The following is a 16,589-nucleotide window of genomic DNA, read 5'->3' as shown; positions in this document are numbered from 1 at the left end:
GGCAGGATGTTGGCCCGCCCCATGGCGATCAGTCCGCCGGCGGGCTGAAGGTGTGCACCCGCACCTCCGGCCCTTGCGGCGGCGGCACCGCATCGCCCAGCCGCAGGCCATAGGCCACCAGCGGTGGTCCCAGCGTTTCCAGGATCGCGACCGCCGCCAGCACAATGGCACTGACCTCGGTGGCGATATGCGGGGCCATCGCATTGGTGGTCTGCACCAGGCCGATGGCCAGCCCGGCCATGGGAATCAGCGTGAGGCTGATGGCGAAGGACTGGTTCCACGGATAGCCGAAATAGCGCGCCCCCGCCACCACGCCCACGCCCTTGCTCAGGCTCCGTACGGCCACCAGCGCCAGCGCAAACGGCGCATAGCGGATCACGTCGGTGATGTTGAGCTTGGCCCCGGCATAGACGAACAGCACGATGAAGAACAGGTCGGCCCCGCTGCCCAGGTCGGTATTGGCCAGGCGCGCGCGGCGCTGCAGGCCGCGGCAGGCGATGCCCAGCGTGAGGTTGGCAAACAGTGGCGATACGCCAAACGCCACTGACAGGCCCAGCACCAGCATCACCGCGCCCACGATCAGCGCAAAGCGGTAGTGCGCATCGTCGCTCTGCGTGAAGCGGCCGATGCTGGTCACCAGCACCGCCACCAGCAGGCCCAGCACCATGGCGCCCAGCATCTGGTAGGCGGGCAGGCCGATGGCTACCAGCCAGCTGGTTTCGCTGTTCCACAGCGCCACCGGCATGGCCAGCGAATACAGCACGAAGGCGAACACGTTGTTGAGCGCCACCAGCGCCTTGGCCGCATCCACCACGAAGCCGCGCGCATGCAGTTCGTGCGCCACGTGGATCAGCACGGCGGGCGAGGAGGAGACGGCAATGGCCGCTGCAATCACGGCCGCCAGCGGGCTGGTGCCCAGCCACACCATCAGGCCGAATACGCTGGCGAAGGTGAGCAGGCTCTCGGCCAGGCTGGTGACGATCAGCTTGGGCGTGCGGATCACCATCCAGGGGTGCAGCGCAGTGCCCAATTTGAACAGGATCAGGCCCAGGGCCACATCGACCAGCACCTGCGTCTGGCCCAGCATGTCGTAGCTGAGCAGGCCCAGGCCGCTCGGGCCCATCAATGCCCCCACCGCCATGAAGCCGGTGATGGTGGGCAGCCAGCGCACGCGCTTGGCCAGCAGCCCGCCCAGCGTGCCGATCAGCAGCAACAGGCCGAACAGCGCGGCGGTGTGCAGCGGCGGCCAGCTGGCGGGCAGAAAGGGGATCACCGTATTCATCGGCGGTGCTTGCTGCGTATGGCCCCGTGCGCGCCACCGGGCCGGCGCGCAGCAGCGGGGACGCTTCGTCCGCTCAGCTCAGTACCACGCTGCTCAGGCGGCGACGGTAGGTGGCGATGACGGGGTCCTCGGGTGGAATTTGGCCTTCGGCCACGGCCACCTTGGGCGGCTCCATGATGTCGAGGATGGCGATATAGGTCTTGCGTGCCTGCTCCTCGTTCCAGCTCTTGTCGCGCATCAGGATTTCGAGCAGTTCGTCCATGGCGTCCGTCCACTGCTGCTGTGCCATCAGCGCCTGAGCGCGGGCAAAGCGGGCGGCAAAGTCGCGCTTGTTGGCGGCGATGGCGGCGTCGAGCGCGGCCAGATCGACGTTGTCGCTGGCGTCGATGGCGTCCATCCAGCGCTGCAGGCTATCCAGGCGGCGCACGCCGGCGGCCTTGGCGATCACCGGGGCAAACGCCACCTTTGCATCGTCCGTGCGGCCGAGCTGCAGCAACAGTTTGACATAGTCGAAGCGGGTGTCGTCATTGGCCGGGTCGGTGGCGACGGCATGCTGCAGCTTTTCCAGCGCGGTGTCGGTGTCGCCGGCTTCCAGCGCCTGCTGGGCCTCGTCTTCTTCCTGCGCGGCTTCCACCTGCTCGGGGCTGGGCAGGTTCTTGTCGAGGAAGGCGCGTACCTGGCCTTCGGGCAGGGCGCCCATGAAACCGTCCACCGGCTGGCCATTGACCATCAGCACGCAGGTGGGGATGCTGCGCACGCCGAACATGCCGGCAATCTGCTGCTCCTCGTCGGAGTTGATCTTGGCCAGGATGAAGCGGCCGGCGTATTCCGCTTCGAGCTTTTCCAGCACCGGGCCGAGCGACTTGCACGGGCCGCACCAGGGGGCCCAGAAGTCCACCAGCACCGGGGTGGTGGCAGAGGCCTGGAGTACGTCGATTTCGAAATTGGCTGCGGTGATGTCGATCATGTCGGTGTGGTGCGTATTCGGTGGAACGGTTGGCCGCTGGCGGGCCGAACCTTACAATACCAGCATTGCCGGCTCTCCATCCTTTGTTGGGCCGTAAGCAGATATTTCAAGGCGGGCGCTTCCGTGCGGAGCGCGCCGCCGGTTGCGCGTTGCCGCAACCCCTCACACATTCAAGGAAAAGGAACACGCTCATGGCAGAGGTGCAAGTCGGCGTCATCATGGGGTCGAATTCGGATTGGGACACCATGCAGCACGCGGTAGAGATCCTGCAGGGCTTTGGCGTGCGCTTCGAGGCGCGCGTGGTATCGGCCCACCGCATGCCCGACGACATGTTCGCCTACGCCGAAACCGCGGCCGAGCGCGGCCTGCAGGCCATCATCGCAGGTGCCGGCGGTGCTGCCCACCTGCCGGGCATGGTCGCCGCCAAGACGCCGGTGCCGGTGCTGGGCGTGCCGGTGGCCAGCCGCCACCTGCAGGGCGTTGATTCGCTGCACAGCATCGTGCAGATGCCCAAGGGCGTGCCGGTGGCCACTTTCGCCATTGGCGCGGCCGGTGCGGCCAACGCGGCGCTGTTTGCCGTGGCCCTGCTCTCCAACAACGACCCGGCCTTGCGCCAGAAGCTGATCGACTTCCGCGCCCGCCAGACCGAGGCCGCGCGCGGCATGACGCTGCCCGTGAACGAAGCGGGAGCGGCTTGATGCAGGAAGCGCCAACATCGGCAGCGCCGGCGCTGCACACCGTCCGCTCCGCTACGGATACCGACAGCCTGCATACCACGCTGGGCGTGCTCGGCGGCGGCCAGCTCGGCCGCATGCTGGTGCATGCCGCGCAGCGCATGGGCTATGCCACCGTGGTGCTCGATCCGGCGCCCGACAGCCCGGCCGGGCAGGCCAGCCACAATCAGATCGTGGCCGCCTACGATGACCAGGCCGGCTGGAACCAGCTGGCCGAGGCCTGCGATGGCCTGACCACCGAATTCGAGAACGTGCCCGCTGCCGCGCTGGAGTATCTGGCCACGCGCAAGCCGGTCTCGCCACCGGCGCAGGCCGTGGCCAAGGCGCAGGACCGCATCGAGGAAAAGCGCCATTTCAGCGCCTGCGGCGTGCGTTGCGCGCCCTGGCTGGCGGTGCAGCAGCAAGCCGATCTGGACGCCGCCGCAGCGCTGCTGCCCGGCATCCTCAAGACGGCGCGCCTGGGCTATGACGGCAAGGGCCAGGCCGTATGCCACACGGCCGACGAGCTGCGCCAGGCCTGGGACGGCATGGGCCGCGTGGCCTGCGTGCTGGAGCAGAAGCTGGCGCTGGCGCTGGAGTGTTCGGTGATCGTGGCACGCGGCGCCGACGGCCAGATCGTCAATTTCCAGCCGCAGCGCAATGTGCACCATGGCGGCATCCTGGCCACCACCTACGCCTTTGCCGGCGCCGTGCCGGTCGCGCTGGCCGATGCGCTGGTCGAGGCCACGCGCCGCATCGCCGAAGGGCTGGAGTATGTGGGCGTGCTTTGCGTCGAATACTTCGTGCTGCAGGACGGCAGCTGGGTCGTCAACGAGATGGCGCCGCGCCCGCACAATAGCGGCCACTACACCATCGACGCCTGCGAGCACAGCCAGTTCGACCTGCAGGTGCGCACCACCATGAACCTGCCACTGGTACAACCGCGCCACCACAGCCCCTCCATCATGCTCAACCTGCTTGGCGATGCCTGGTATCTGCACGGCGAGCGCATCATCCCGCCGTGGGAGCAGATCCAGCAACTGCCGGGTGTGCAATTGCACCTCTACGGCAAGCAGGATGTGAAGCCGGGGCGCAAGATGGGGCATGTGACCATCACCGCAGCCACGGTGGACGAGTTGCAGGACAAGGCGGCGCAGGTGGCCCAACTGCTGCGCCTGCCGTTCGAGCGGCTTGCCGTGGCGTGAGAGTGCCTGCAGGGCGCTCATTGTGAGAAATTGAAGACCTCGCCCCTTGCCGGATGCGGGGGGCGTTTTCGACAGGTTTCTCCGCACGGAGGATGTGCGGAGATACGGATAAATGGAGTCAGGATGCTGCTGGATGCCACACTTTGGGCGACCGATGCCACGCGCGATGCCGCCATCGCCGAAGGTGCACGCCTGCTGGCAGCTGGCGAACTGCTGGGGCTGCCCACCGAAACCGTCTATGGCCTGGCCGCCCGCGCCGACCAGGACGCTGCGGTGGCGAAAATCTTCGCCGCCAAGGGCCGCCCGGCCGACCATCCGCTGATCGTGCATGTGCCGGATCGCGCCGGGGCCGAGCAGTTCGTGGCCGAGGGCTTTCTGCAGCAGATGCCGGACCATGCGGCGCGCCTGATGGATGCGTTCTGGCCCGGGCCGCTCACGGTGATCGTGCCGCGCCGCCCGGGCGTGGGCGCGGCTGCCGCAGGAGGCCAGGATTCGGTCGGCCTGCGCTGCCCCTCGCATCCGGTCGCGCTGGCCGTGCTGCGCGCCGCCGCCGCCCTGGGGGTGCCCGGCGTGGCAGCGCCGAGCGCCAACCCGTTTGGCCGTATCAGCCCGACCACGGCACAGCACGTGGCGCAGGAGTTTGGCGACAGTCTGACCGTGCTCGATGGCGGCGCCTGTCAGGTCGGCATCGAATCCACTATTGTGGACTGCACCCGCGGCCAGCCGGTGCTGCTGCGACCCGGCATGATCAGTATCGAGAAGATTGCCGAAGTTACGGGGATTTCGGTGCTGTTGCCGGCAGAAGTGACTGAAAAGAAGGCGGCGCCGCGCGCTTCGGGCACGCTGGAATCGCACTATGCACCGCGCGCCAGGGTGCGACTGATGACGGCCGAGGCTCTGCAGGCAGCGCTGGATGCGCTGACGCAGGCGAGCACGGCGCACCAGCCCCCGCCTGTCGCCGTCTGGAGCCGGACGCCCCTGCGCAGCGCCGCGTCTGCAGCCACCCTCCACGCCATGCCCACCGATCCCGAACAGGCCGCGAAGATGCTGTTCGCCCAACTACGTGCCTTCGATGACGCTGGCGCGCAGGAAATCTGGATCGAAAGCGTACCGACCAGCGCCGCCTGGGCCGGCGTGGCAGACCGCCTGCGCCGCGCGGCAGCCTGATTCGCGCCATATTCAGTTCGCCCTCGCCCGCTATTCAGCTCGCCCCCGGGCTATCCATGGGGCGCGTGTGAGCACAGTACGCAAGCAGCAAGGCAGCAGCTTGCCAGCTTCACCCGCCGAGCACCGGAAAAATCTTCTTCAGCCCCTCGCTCATCACCTCCACGCCCAGCGCGGCCAGGATCAGGCCCATCAGGCGCGTCATCACGTTGATGCCGGTCTGGCCCATGGCGCGGGCAATGCGCGGCGCGGCCATGAAGCTCACGTACACCGCCATGGCCACGATCACGGCATAGCCGATCAGCTGTGCCATCTGCACCCAGTTGGCCGTGCGTTCGGCAAAGATCACCATGGTCGACATGGTGGCCGGGCCGGTGAGCAGTGGAATGCCCAGCGGCACCACGCCGATGCTGGCCTGGCGCGCCGCGTAGGAGGTTTCGCTGGCGGTGGTGCGCGCCTCGGCCGGCTGTGCGTTCAGCATCTGCAGCGCGCTGATCAGCAGCAGCATGCCGCCGCCCACCTGGAAGCTGGCCAGGGAGATATTGAAGAATTCCAGGATCTGCATGCCCAGCAGCGCGCCCGTCGCCAGCACCGTCAGCACCGTGAGCGTGGCGGCGCGGATGGTGCGCATGCGCTGCTCGTCGCTGAAGCTTTGCGTGTAGTGGATGTAGAACGGCAGGATCGCCAGCGGATTGACCAGCGCCAGCAGCGTGATCAGGGGCTTGAGACTGAGCAGGGTGGGGAGAGTCATGGTGACGGCGGAGCAGGGCAGTGCGCAGTCTAGCAGCCCGTGCCGGATCGGGCAGGGACCGCTGCGTGAAATCCTCTCAAACGCCGGGTCAGGATTTGCTGCCGCTCGATGCCACCGGCTGCGTGATGATCCACTCCATCAGCGCCTGGAAGGCCGGCCGCGCCGACTGGGCATTGGCACCATTGGCCATCGCCACCATCACGTAACGCCGGCCCGTGTCGGACAGCACATAGCCGGCCAGCGCCGAGGCATCCTTGAGCGTGCCGGTCTTGAGATGGGCGTTGCCCTTGTACGCGGTGTGCGTGTGGCGCAAAGTGCCATCCACGCCGGCAATCGGCAGCGAGGCGACGAACTCCGGCATGCCCGGCGTGCGCCACACGCGCTGCAGCATGGCGCCAAGCGAAGAGGCACTCACGCGGCCATCGCGCGACAGGCCGGAACCATTCTGCACCGCCGGCAGCGGCGTATCGCCCAGGCGGTGCTGCCACCACTGGGTGAGCGCCTCGTTGGCACTGGCCAGACTGCCCACGCCCGAATGCTCCAGCCCCAGCGTCAGAAACACCTGCTGCGCCATCACGTTGTTGCTGAACTTGTTGATGTCGTGCACCACCTCGGCGACCGTGGGCGAGGCACTGTCGGCCACCGGGCGGCGCTTGCGCACCGCTTCGGGCACGGCGCCATCGCGGATGCTGCCCTGCAGCTCGCCACCAAGCGCCTTCCACATGCCGGCCACGGCGCGTGGTGCGAACTGTTCCGGAGCCGGGTGCGCCAGTGTCAGTTGCTGGATGCCGCAACTGGCGGGATAGGGATCGGCCGGCAGCACCAGATTGCGGTCCTTCAGCGTGTCCGCTGCGAGCTTGTTGAGCCAGGGGGCGCACTTCCCTTCGGCCAGCGGCAGGCTGGGCGGCAGCGTCACGCCTTCCAGCGGCGGCTCCAGGCCGACATGTGCCAGCTTCTGGCTCTCATCGGGCGTTATCTGCAGCGTAAATGCCTTGAAATTCACCAGCAGCGCGTCGGGGCGCGCATTGTACGGACGCAGCGGGTCGTTGTCGAAACTGCCGGGATCGACCGGCGGCACGTCGAAGGCGCTGCGGTCCAGCACGATGTCGCCGCCGATGCGGCGGATGCCGGCATGCTGCAGTTCGCGCATCAGCAGCCACAGCCGCTCCACCACCAGCTTGGGATCGCCGCGGCCCTGCACATAGACATTGCCGTTAAGCGTGCCGTTCTGCAGCGTGCCGTCGGTCCAGATGCGGGTATGCCAGCGGTAGGACGGGCCGAGCAGGTCCAGCGCGGCGGCCGTGGTGATCAGCTTCATCACCGAGGCCGGATTCATCTGCTCGGCCGTGCGGTGGTTGACCAGCGGCGGGCCGCCATCGACCGGCACCACCAGCAGCGCCACGTGCTCGGGCGAGACCTTGGCCTTGTCCAGTTCCTGCTGCACGATGGGCGGAATGGTGGTGCTGGCTGCCTGGGTGGCCAGCGACGGCGTCGGGTCGCGCGGCTCTGCCAGCAGCGCCGATGCGGCGGCCACGGGGCTGGAGGCGGCGCTGTCGGCCGTCGATGTCAGGCCGGCGCCGGAGGCCGCCTCCTCGGGCGTGCCGGATTTCTGGCAGGCCGTCAGGGTGGACAGGCTCAGCGCGAGCAGCAGGGCAGGCCAGCCGGCGCGGCGGGCAAACAGGGATGGGGGGAGAGGGGCGGGCATGGACGGTGGCAGGAAGGCAGGCGAGCAGTCTACTGCAGCGCGTCGCAGACACCCCTCGGGATTTGCATCCATCTGTGAACGGCTTGTGGAACAATGCTGCCATGTCTGCAAGCCAGCCCGAAATTTCACCTGATTCTTCCCTCGCCAGCATCCCTGCGCCGCATGCCGGTGCGCCTGCCGTCGCCTGGCGGCCGGATGCCGCCCTGCACCTGCTGGCCATGGATACCAGCACCAGTGAAATGTCGGTCGCGGCAGGGCGCTGGCCTGCGGGGGCTGCCGCACAGGGCGCTGCCCCGCAGCAGCGGGATTACACCGGCGCGGGCGCAGCGCAATCCTCCGCCACGCTGATCCCCACCGTCCAGCGCCTGCTGGACGAGGCCGGGCTGGGCCTGGCGCAGCTCGATGCCATCGTGTTCGGTGCGGGGCCGGGCTCGTTCACCGGCCTGCGCACCGCCTGTGCAGTGGCACAGGGGCTGGCCCTCGGCGCGGAGCGCCAGGTGCTGCCCATGGACACCTTGCTGGCCGTGGCCGAAGACTGGCGCAGCCGCCAGCCGGCATTGGAGCGCGGTACCCTCGTCTGGGCCCTGCTCGATGCGCGCATGGACGAGATCTACGTCGCCGGCTGCCGCTGGCAGCCGCGCGGCGGCATGCCGGCCTGGGAACTGGCGCAGCCGGCCGTGCTGGCACGCCCGGAAGACCTGCTGCAGGTGCCCGGCTTGACGCCGGATGCCGTCTGCGCCGGCAATGTGCAGCCCGTGTATGGCGAGCGCCTGCCGGTTACCGTGGCGGCCGCCATGCCCAGCGCCAGTGCCATGCTGCGGCTGGCGCCGGCTCTGTTGCAGGACGGCGCCGCCATCGATCCGGCCCTGGCATTGCCGCGCTACGTGCGCGACAAGGTGGCGCAGACCACGGAAGAGCGCGAGCAAGCCAAATTGCAGGCTGCGCAGGCCCGGCAGCCATGAAAGGCGCTCCCGTGCTGCCGGCCACGGGCGGCCCGCTGGCGCGCCTGCAGCCCGCCACCGTGCACGACGTGGACGCCATCATGGCGCTGGAGCAGGCCGCCTACCCCCTGCCCTGGACTCCGGGCAACTTCCGCGACATCCTGCTGGACCAGACCGGCCGCTACTGCATGCAGCTGCTGCAGTTGCAGCAGGCCGGCGGCCGCTGGGAGCTGGCGGGCTACTTCGTTGCCCTGCTCGGGGTGGAAGAGGCGCATCTGCTGAACGTGGCAGTGCATCCGCAATACCAGGGGCAGGGCTGGGCGCGTCTGCTGCTGGAACAGCTGCGGCTGTGGGCCATGAGCCAGGGCGCCGAGCAGATCTGGCTCGAAGTGCGCCTGAGCAATCCGCATGCGCGCCAGGTGTACGAGCGCTTCGGCTTCGTCCTGATGGGTCTGCGCAAGAACTACTACCCGGCTGTGGGCGGCGGGCGCGAGCATGCCGAGGTGATGTGCCTGCGGCTCAAGGATGCGGCCGGCAACTGGGCCGGTTCTTTGCGACAATAGCCCTTCCATGCCGATCCGGACCGATTCTTCCTGCCGCCTTGCCTGCGGCCTGCTGCCATGACGCTGCACCTCGATGCGCGCCGCCGCGCCATGCTGGCGGAGATGGGCGTGCGCGTCTGGTTGCCAGCGCCGAAGGAGGTGCCTGTTGTGGTGGATGCGGGGGCGCAGGCTGTGCAGGCAGCACAGGCAGAGCCGCTGGCGCCGATCCGCACTGCGCCAGCGCGTTTTGCGGGCGCCCCGGTGCCGGATGCCGCTGCCAGCACTGCCGCAGAAATTGCCGAGCAGCAGGCAGAGCGCGAGGCGCCGCCGGTGGTCCAGCCGATGGCAGCAGCCCCGCAGCCGCGTGGTACACCGCCCCAGCCGATGACTGCCTCGACGGAGCCGGAAGCGCTGCCCCGAGCGCCGCACCAGGACACCGCAGGCGCACCAGCCCTGTCCCTCACCCGCCTGAACTGGCCCGCCCTGCAACAGGCTGCGGCCAGCTGCACTGCGTGCACCCTGCACAGTGGCCGCCAGCACAGCGTGTGGGATGCCAGTGCCGCCAGCGAGCCCGACGGCCTGCCGCGCTGGCTGTTCGTGCTCGACCCTCCCGGCACCGCCGAAAACGCCACGGGCCAGCCGCTGCAGGGTGAGGCCGGCACGCTGCTGGTCAACATGGCCGCCGCCATCCGGCTGCAGCCGGCGCAGGTGCTGCGCAGCCACGCCACGCGCTGCGCGCCTTCCGGCCGGCCGGCCACATTGCCCGAAGTGGCGCAATGTGCCGCCTTCCTGCGCCGCGAAATCGCGCTGCTGCGCCCGCAGGTGGTGGTGGCCCTGGGCCGCAACGCCGCCTGGAGCCTGCTGCAGCGCACCGAACCGCTCGGCCAGCTGCGCGGGCAGTTGCACCACATCGCCGTGCCGGAGGCAGAAGCCGACCTGCAGCCGCTGCTGGCACCGGTCCCGGTCATCGTCAGCTACCCGCTGGACTACCTGCTGCGCAACCCGCCCGCCAAGGCGCGCGCCTGGGAAGACCTGTGTCTGGCTGCCTCGCATGTGGCGGCCTGAAAACCCCTCGCAACGGGCGCCAGCGCCTACAATTCGGGCATGACTTTCCTCGACATGCTTGGCGCGGCGGAACAGCGCAACCAGTCCCTGCTGTGCGTGGGGCTGGACCCCGATCCGAAACGTTTTCCCGGCGCCATGCAGGGCGATGCCGGCCGCATTTTCGATTTCTGCGCGGCCATCGTCGAGGTCACGGCGGATCTGGCACTGGCCTTCAAGCCGCAGATCGCCTACTTCGCCGCCCACCGTGCCGAGGACCAGCTCGAACGCCTGGTGCAGCACATGCGCCAGGTCGCGCCGCACGTGCCGGTGATCCTGGACAGCAAGCGCGGCGACATCGGCAGCACGGCCGAGCAGTACGCCATCGAGGCCTTCGAGCGCTACGGCTGCGATGCGGTCACGCTGTCGCCCTTCATGGGCTTCGATTCGGTCGAGCCCTATCTGCGCCGCCACGGCAAGGGGGCCTTCCTCTTGTGCCGCACCTCCAACCCCGGCGGCAACGACTTGCAGGCGCAGCCGCTGCGCGACGTGGAAGGCCAGCCGCTGGTGTACGAGCATATCGCCCGCCTGGCGCAAGGCCCATGGAACCTGAACGGCCAGCTCGGCCTGGTGGTGGGCGCCACCTACCCGCAGGAACTGGCCCGCGTGCGCGAACTGGCGCCGACCGTGCCGCTGCTGATCCCCGGCGTGGGAGCCCAGGGCGGCGACGCGGCTGCCACCGTGCGCTCCGGCTGGCGCGGCACGCGCACGGCGGACGGCAAGGTGCAGAGCAGCGGCTTTGCCATCGTCAACTCCTCGCGCGCCATCCTCTACGCATCTTCGGGCGAGGATTTCGCTGCAGCCGCGCGCCAGGAAGCCGAGCACACCCGCACCACGCTGGCGGCTGCGCAGCAGGCATAAGGCGGACACAAGGGCGGCAAGCCCTGTTGCGGCCACCGGGAAAAACCGTTTTGCTGGCAGCACGGCAACCCGCCGCCGGCTCCCGCGAGGCGCGTAGGACGACGCCGACACGCCAATGCGGGAAAGTCCTATGCACACAGTCCTGCAGCAGGCATACAGTGAAGTCGTGCCCTGAATGCAAGGCCGTCAAGACGGACCAACGCATGCTTGGAAAGCCAGTCATACCCTGCAATTGCAGCCACGACCAGCAAGGCCAACGGGGACGGAGGATCGAAGCACACCATCTTCTGAGGATAGGGACGCTGCTTCACAAGATCGGAAGTCCGGCCAAGATGCTGATCGATAACGGCTGATAGCTGCAGAAGCAAGACACAGGTTTCCGAATCATGCAAGTCGGTACCAGTTTTCTCCGCCGCATTCAGGGCATTCCCGTTTCTGCTTCCCGGTTCCGGCAAGGCGGCCGAAGAAATCGCTGCTGTCCTACAGGCGAGCCCCTGCTACTGCCCGATACTGTCTGCATGTCAATGCGCGGCCCGCGTGCCAGGCGCCCGGGCATGAAGACAGACCAACAACGGGAGGACATCATGGAACTGCTCTACTTCCTGCTTATCGGCCTGATCGCCGGCTGGCTGGCCGGGCTGCTCGTCAAGGGCGGCGGCTTCGGCATCGTGGGGGATATGGTGATGGGCGTGCTCGGCGCCTTCCTCGGCGGCTTCCTGTTCAACTCTCTCGGCCTGTCTGCCGGCGGCGGCATGCTCGGCTCCATCATCGTGGCCACCATCGGTGCCATCGTGCTGATCCTGCTGCTGCGCCTGATACGGCGCGCCTGAATCTGCGCCGCGCAGCCGCTGCACGGTGGCGGCTTGGCGGCCCCCAGGTCTCCAAGGTGGTTGCGAACATGGTCCAACCTCCGAATTGGCTCCGCTTGCGGAGCCTTTTTTGCGACCGACACCCCTGCAAGCCGCCTGCCTGCGCGCTTTCCCGGCCTGCGACGTCCTTGCGGGCAGCTTACAATGCCTGAATCAAGCACTGGCCCCGGAGATGGGCCACACGGGAGTGGAAGGCATGCGGATCCTGATTGCGGAAGATGACCATGTACTGGCCGACGGGCTGATGCGCAGCCTGCGTGCTGCCGGTGCAGCAGTCGATCATGTCAGTACCGGCAGCGAAGCCGAGGCCGCCCTGCTCACCAGCCAGGAGTTCGACCTGCTCATCCTCGATCTGGGCTTGCCGCGCCTACATGGTCTGGATGTGCTCAAGAACCTGCGCGCGCGCGGCTCCAACCTGCCGGTGCTGATCCTCACCGCCGCCGACAGCGTGGAAGAGCGCGTCAAGGGGCTGGACTACGGCGCCGACGACTACATGGCCAAGCCTTTCAGTCTGCAGGAACTCGAAGCGCGCGTGCGCGCCCTGGTGCGCCGCGGCATGGGCGCCGCCAGCACCGTGATCCGCCACGGCCCGCTCAGCTACGACCAGACCGGCCGCGTCGCCACCATCGACGGCAAGATGATCGACCTGTCAGCGCGCGAACTCGGCCTGCTCGAGGTGCTGCTGCAGCGCAGCGGCCGCCTGGTCAGCAAGGACCAGCTGGTCGAGCGCCTGTGCGAGTGGGGCGAAGAGGTGAGCAACAACGCCATCGAGGTCTATATCCACCGCCTGCGCAAGAAGATCGAAAAGGGTCCGATCCGCATCGCCACCGTGCGCGGCCTGGGCTACTGCCTCGAGAAAATCCCCGGCTGAGGAGGCCGCACGCACGCCATGGGCATTTTCCGGCGCGAGCAACGGTCGCTGTTCGGGGAGATCCTCGACTGGATGCTCACGCCATTGCTGCTGCTGTGGCCGATCAGCCTGGCCCTGACCTGGCTGGTGGCGCAGGGCATTGCCAACAAGCCGTTCGACCGAGCGCTGGTCTACAACGCGCAGGCGCTGGCGCAACTGGTGCAGATGCGCGACGGCAAGATCCAGCTCTCGCTGCCGCAACAGGCCAGCGAGATGCTGCGCGCCGACGATACCGACCAGGTGTTCTTCCAGGTCATGGGGCCGCGCGGCGAACTGCTGGGCGGCGAGCGCCTGTTCCCGGCCAACCGCATCGATTACGAGGTACCGACGGAGCAGGACTACGTGCTGCGCGACGACACCCTGCGCACGGCCCAGGGCCAGACGCTGGATGTGCGCGTGGTGATGCTGCGCGTGCTGGCCGGCGAATACACGCTCGGCCCCTACGCCACGCCCGGCGAGCGCGCCGACCGGACCGTCACCATCCAGGTGGCCGAAACGCGCGAGAAGCGTTCCGTGCTGGCCACCGAGATCATCAAGGGCGTGATGCTGCCCCAGTTCATCATCCTGCCCATCACCGTGCTGCTGATCTGGCTGGCGCTGGCGCGCGGCATCCGCCCGCTGAGCGAACTGGAAGAGCGCATCCGCGCGCGCAACCCCGACGACCTGAGCCCGCTCGACCAGATGGCCGTGCCGATGGAAGTGTCGCCCCTGGTGGGTTCGGTCAACGAGATGATGGAACGCCAGAAACAGGTCGCCGAAAACCAGAAGCGCTTTCTGGCCGATGCCGCGCACCAGCTCAAGACGCCGCTGGCCGGGCTGCGCATGCAGGCAGACCTGGCCCAGCGCACCGATGCCAGCGCCGATGACCTCAAGCGCTCGCTGCAGCAGATCGGCCTGTCCAGCGTGCGCGCCACGCACTCGGTGAACCAGCTGCTGGCCATGGCGCGCGCCGAGGGCGGCACCATGGTGCGCGAATACTGCAACATGCCGCGGCTGGTGCAGGAGGTGGTGCAGGACTGCTTCCCGCGCGCACTGGCCAAGCGCGTGGACCTGGGTTACGAGGGCGCCTATGCGCACGACGCCGGCGTCTGGGTGCTGGGCAACCCGATCCTGCTGCAGGAGATGCTGCGCAATCTGGTCGACAACGCCATCAACTACACCCCTTCGAGTGCCGACGGCATGCCGGCCATGGTGACGGTGCGCGTGCTCGCCGATGCCTATGGCGAGGTGCTGATCGTGCAGGTGGAAGACAACGGCCCCGGCATCGCGCCGGGCGAGCGCGACCAGATTTTCAAGCCCTTCTACCGCACGCTGGGCACCGATGCCGACGGCTCCGGCCTGGGCCTGCCCATCGTGCAGGAGATCGCGCGCCGGCACGATGCCGTCATCACGCTGGAAGACGCGCAGCCACGTGCGCGCCGCAAGGGGGCGCTGTTCTCGGTGCGCTTCCACTCGGTGCCGCCACCCGAAGAAAACGCTCCCGGCGCGTGAGGGCGTCTCCGCGGCCGGCTACACTGGCACCGGCGCCGCAGCAATGTGGCAAGGATGCACAGGCGGGCGCATCTGCATCTGGACAGCGCCCCCGCGCCGGCGCATAGTTAACCATCCACAACAAGAAGGACGCATCGACCGCTCTGCGCCGTTCCCGTGGCAACACGGGCGGGTGGGGATGTGTGGGCGAAGTACTTTGGACAAACACCACCCTCAAGTCGGCAGGTCCACGCTGGGCGCACTGGTCCTTGGCGCCATCGGCGTCGTGTTCGGCGACATCGGCACCAGCGTGCTGTACTCGGTCAAGGAAGTGTTCGGATCCGGCCATGTGCAGTTCACCATCGACAACGTCTACGGCATCCTGTCCATCTTCTTCTGGACGCTGACCATCATCGTCTCGCTCAAGTACGTGACGCTGGTGCTGCGCGCCGACAACAACGGCGAGGGCGGCCTGGTGGCCATGCTCACGCTGGCTTCGCAGGCGGTGCAGGACCGGCCCCGGCTGCGCAAGGTGATGCTGCTGGTGGGCGTGTTCGGCACCTGCCTGTTCTATGGCGATGGCGTGATCACCCCGGCCATTTCGGTGCTCTCGGCGGTGGAAGGCCTGGAAGTGGTCTCACCCACCTTCAAGGAATACGTGATCCCGCTCACCCTGCTGGTGTTGTTCCTGCTGTTCTGGGTGCAGAAGCACGGCACGCATGGCATCGGCAGGTTCTTCGGCCCCATCATGGTGCTGTGGCTGATCGCCATTGCCTCGCTGGGCGTGCTGCACATCGCCGGCCATCCGGAGATTCTCTGGGCCGTCAGCCCGCACTATGCGCTGAGCTTCATGTGGAACTACCCGGGCACCACCTTCATCATCCTCGGTGCCGTAGTGCTGTGCGTGACCGGTGGCGAGGCGCTGTACGCCGACATGGGCCACTTCGGCAAGAAGCCGATCCGCGTCTCCTGGTTCTTCATCGTGATGCCGGCGCTGGTGCTCAACTATTTCGGCCAGGGCGCGCTGCTGCTGGAGAACCCCGAAGCCGTGAAGAACCCCTTCTTCATGCTGGCTCCCAAATGGGCGCTGCTGCCCATGGTCGGTCTTGCAACCGCGGCTACGGTGATCGCCTCGCAGGCGCTGATCTCCGGTGCCTTCAGCGTCACCAAGCAGGTGATCCAGCTCGGCTACCTGCCGCGCCTGCAGGTGCAGCACACCAACGTGCATGAAACCGGCCAGATCTACATCCCCTTCGTCAACTGGGGCCTGTTCGTGCTGATCGTGCTGGCGGTGGTGCTGTTCCGCTCCTCCAGCAACCTGGCGGCGGCCTACGGCATCGCGGTGACGACCGACATGCTGATCACCACGGTGCTGACCTTCTTCGTCATCCACTACGCCTGGCGCATGCCGCTGGTGCTGGCGCTGGCCGCCACCGGCTTCTTCTTCGTGGTCGACATCGCCTTCTGGGGCTCCAACCTGCTCAAGCTGGTGCACGGCGGCTGGTTCCCGCTGGTGATCGCCTCCTCGATCTTCCTGCTGATGGTGACCTGGCGCGATGGCCGGGCGCTGCTCAACCGCAAGCTGGTGTCGGAAGGGCTGGACCTGAAAAGCTTTCTGGAGGCGGTGTTCTTCAGCCCGCCGGCCCGCGTGGAGGGCACGGCCGTGTTCCTGACGGCCAACATCGACAACGTGCCCAATGCGCTGATGCACAACCTCAAGCACAACAAGGTGCTGCACAGGCAGAACGTGTTCGTCACCGTGCGCAGCCACGAGGTGCCCTGGGTCGAGCCCGAAGAGCGGCTGTCGGTCGCGCCCATGGGCAATGACTGCTGGACCGCGGTGGTGAACTACGGTTTCATGGACGACCCCAACCTGCCGCGCGCGCTCGAGCCGCTGCAGCAGCACGGCTGCAAGCTCGATCCGATGCAGACCAGCTACTTCCTGTCGCGCGACAGCGTGGTGCCGACGCTGGGTGAAGGCATGGCGCCCTGGCGCGAGAAGCTGTTTGCCCAGATGCACCACAACGCCAGCGGCGCGGCCGACTTCCTGGGGCTGCCGAGCAATGCGGTGGTGGAGCTGGGGTCGAAGGTCGAGATCTGATCGCGGG

Annotated in this window: 15 protein-coding genes; 11 read left to right on the top strand and 4 right to left on the bottom strand. The window is 67.8% G+C overall.

Annotated features, from left to right (window positions below):
• Positions 1–28 precede the first annotated feature (28 nt).
• Positions 29–1,282, bottom strand: a complete 1,254-nt coding sequence (locus tag ACX36O_RS12625; protein WP_213362049.1) for a cation:proton antiporter — start codon at positions 1,280–1,282, stop codon at positions 29–31.
• A gap of 73 nt (positions 1,283–1,355) precedes the next feature.
• Positions 1,356–2,249, bottom strand: a complete 894-nt coding sequence (gene trxA / locus ACX36O_RS12620) for a thioredoxin (RefSeq protein ID WP_371687056.1) — start codon at positions 2,247–2,249, stop codon at positions 1,356–1,358.
• Positions 2,250–2,440: 191 nt separating this feature from the next.
• On the opposite strand from trxA, the gene purE reads away from it, so the two are divergent.
• The 3 genes from purE (at position 2,441) to ACX36O_RS12605 (ending at position 5,334) form a co-directional block, all read left to right on the top strand.
• Positions 2,441–2,947: a 5-(carboxyamino)imidazole ribonucleotide mutase gene (gene purE, locus ACX36O_RS12615; RefSeq protein ID WP_213362047.1), complete on the top strand. Its 507-nt coding sequence runs from the start codon at positions 2,441–2,443 to the stop codon at positions 2,945–2,947.
• On the top strand, positions 2,947–4,167 hold the full coding sequence (locus ACX36O_RS12610) for a 5-(carboxyamino)imidazole ribonucleotide synthase (RefSeq protein ID WP_371687055.1): 1,221 nt from the start codon (positions 2,947–2,949) through the stop codon (positions 4,165–4,167). The genes purE and ACX36O_RS12610 overlap by 1 nt, the downstream gene beginning before the upstream one ends.
• A gap of 123 nt (positions 4,168–4,290) precedes the next feature.
• Complete coding sequence (locus ACX36O_RS12605) at positions 4,291–5,334, top strand: L-threonylcarbamoyladenylate synthase (RefSeq protein WP_213362045.1); 1,044 nt, start codon at positions 4,291–4,293, stop codon at positions 5,332–5,334.
• Positions 5,335–5,443: 109 nt separating this feature from the next.
• On the opposite strand, the gene ACX36O_RS12600 is transcribed toward ACX36O_RS12605, so the two are convergent.
• Entirely contained in the window at positions 5,444–6,082 is a 639-nt protein-coding gene (locus ACX36O_RS12600; protein WP_213362044.1) for a MarC family protein, read from the bottom strand.
• Positions 6,083–6,170: 88 nt separating this feature from the next.
• Entirely contained in the window at positions 6,171–7,787 is a 1,617-nt protein-coding gene (gene dacB / locus ACX36O_RS12595) for a D-alanyl-D-alanine carboxypeptidase/D-alanyl-D-alanine endopeptidase (protein WP_371687054.1), read from the bottom strand.
• Positions 7,788–7,888: 101 nt separating this feature from the next.
• Here dacB and tsaB point away from each other — a divergent pair, with 101 nt between their 5' ends.
• The 8 genes from tsaB to ACX36O_RS12555 all read left to right on the top strand — a co-directional run bounded on the left by tsaB (position 7,889) and on the right by ACX36O_RS12555 (position 16,582).
• Entirely contained in the window at positions 7,889–8,749 is an 861-nt protein-coding gene (gene tsaB, locus ACX36O_RS12590; protein ID WP_371687053.1) for a tRNA (adenosine(37)-N6)-threonylcarbamoyltransferase complex dimerization subunit type 1 TsaB, read from the top strand.
• On the top strand, positions 8,746–9,291 hold the full coding sequence (gene rimI, locus ACX36O_RS12585) for a ribosomal protein S18-alanine N-acetyltransferase (protein WP_213362040.1): 546 nt from the start codon (positions 8,746–8,748) through the stop codon (positions 9,289–9,291). Before tsaB ends, rimI begins: the two co-directional genes overlap by 4 nt.
• A gap of 57 nt (positions 9,292–9,348) precedes the next feature.
• On the top strand, positions 9,349–10,335 hold the full coding sequence (locus ACX36O_RS12580; protein ID WP_371687052.1) for a uracil-DNA glycosylase: 987 nt from the start codon (positions 9,349–9,351) through the stop codon (positions 10,333–10,335).
• 39 nt (positions 10,336–10,374) lie between these two features.
• Positions 10,375–11,232, top strand: coding sequence for an orotidine-5'-phosphate decarboxylase (pyrF, locus tag ACX36O_RS12575; protein WP_371687051.1), 858 nt, complete (start codon positions 10,375–10,377; stop codon positions 11,230–11,232).
• 584 nt (positions 11,233–11,816) lie between these two features.
• A complete protein-coding gene (locus ACX36O_RS12570; protein ID WP_213362772.1) occupies positions 11,817–12,062 on the top strand; it encodes a GlsB/YeaQ/YmgE family stress response membrane protein in 246 nt (81 codons plus the stop codon).
• Positions 12,063–12,297: 235 nt separating this feature from the next.
• Positions 12,298–12,972 carry a response regulator gene (locus ACX36O_RS12565; protein WP_213362036.1) on the top strand — a complete coding sequence of 225 codons (675 nt, stop codon included), beginning with the start codon at positions 12,298–12,300 and terminating at the stop codon, positions 12,970–12,972.
• A gap of 18 nt (positions 12,973–12,990) precedes the next feature.
• Positions 12,991–14,502, top strand: coding sequence for a sensor histidine kinase (locus ACX36O_RS12560; protein WP_213362035.1), 1,512 nt, complete (start codon positions 12,991–12,993; stop codon positions 14,500–14,502).
• Between the two features lie 196 nt (positions 14,503–14,698).
• Complete coding sequence (locus ACX36O_RS12555) at positions 14,699–16,582, top strand: potassium transporter Kup (protein ID WP_250131065.1); 1,884 nt, start codon at positions 14,699–14,701, stop codon at positions 16,580–16,582.
• Positions 16,583–16,589: the final 7 nt, after the last annotated feature.

It is taken from the genome of Brachymonas sp. KE5 (genome assembly GCF_057773645.1).
The sequence above is the reverse complement of the archived record's forward strand: the minus strand, read 5'-3'. Positions and strand labels throughout refer to the sequence as shown.

What these genes read in the sequence shown, in the direction of transcription:
- ACX36O_RS12625 (WP_213362049.1), bottom strand. Translation starts at nt 1,282, where the DNA reads ATGAATACGGTGATCCCCTTTCTGCCCGCCAGCTGGCCGCCGCTGCAC.
- trxA (WP_371687056.1), bottom strand. Translation starts at nt 2,249, where the DNA reads ATGATCGACATCACCGCAGCCAATTTCGAAATCGACGTACTCCAGGCC.
- purE (WP_213362047.1), top strand. Translation starts at nt 2,441, where the DNA reads ATGGCAGAGGTGCAAGTCGGCGTCATCATGGGGTCGAATTCGGATTGG.
- ACX36O_RS12610 (WP_371687055.1), top strand. Translation starts at nt 2,947, where the DNA reads ATGCAGGAAGCGCCAACATCGGCAGCGCCGGCGCTGCACACCGTCCGC.
- ACX36O_RS12605 (WP_213362045.1), top strand. Translation starts at nt 4,291, where the DNA reads ATGCTGCTGGATGCCACACTTTGGGCGACCGATGCCACGCGCGATGCC.
- ACX36O_RS12600 (WP_213362044.1), bottom strand. Translation starts at nt 6,082, where the DNA reads ATGACTCTCCCCACCCTGCTCAGTCTCAAGCCCCTGATCACGCTGCTG.
- dacB (WP_371687054.1), bottom strand. Translation starts at nt 7,787, where the DNA reads ATGCCCGCCCCTCTCCCCCCATCCCTGTTTGCCCGCCGCGCCGGCTGG.
- tsaB (WP_371687053.1), top strand. Translation starts at nt 7,889, where the DNA reads ATGTCTGCAAGCCAGCCCGAAATTTCACCTGATTCTTCCCTCGCCAGC.
- rimI (WP_213362040.1), top strand. Translation starts at nt 8,746, where the DNA reads ATGAAAGGCGCTCCCGTGCTGCCGGCCACGGGCGGCCCGCTGGCGCGC.
- ACX36O_RS12580 (WP_371687052.1), top strand. Translation starts at nt 9,349, where the DNA reads ATGACGCTGCACCTCGATGCGCGCCGCCGCGCCATGCTGGCGGAGATG.
- pyrF (WP_371687051.1), top strand. Translation starts at nt 10,375, where the DNA reads ATGACTTTCCTCGACATGCTTGGCGCGGCGGAACAGCGCAACCAGTCC.
- ACX36O_RS12570 (WP_213362772.1), top strand. Translation starts at nt 11,817, where the DNA reads ATGGAACTGCTCTACTTCCTGCTTATCGGCCTGATCGCCGGCTGGCTG.
- ACX36O_RS12565 (WP_213362036.1), top strand. Translation starts at nt 12,298, where the DNA reads ATGCGGATCCTGATTGCGGAAGATGACCATGTACTGGCCGACGGGCTG.
- ACX36O_RS12560 (WP_213362035.1), top strand. Translation starts at nt 12,991, where the DNA reads ATGGGCATTTTCCGGCGCGAGCAACGGTCGCTGTTCGGGGAGATCCTC.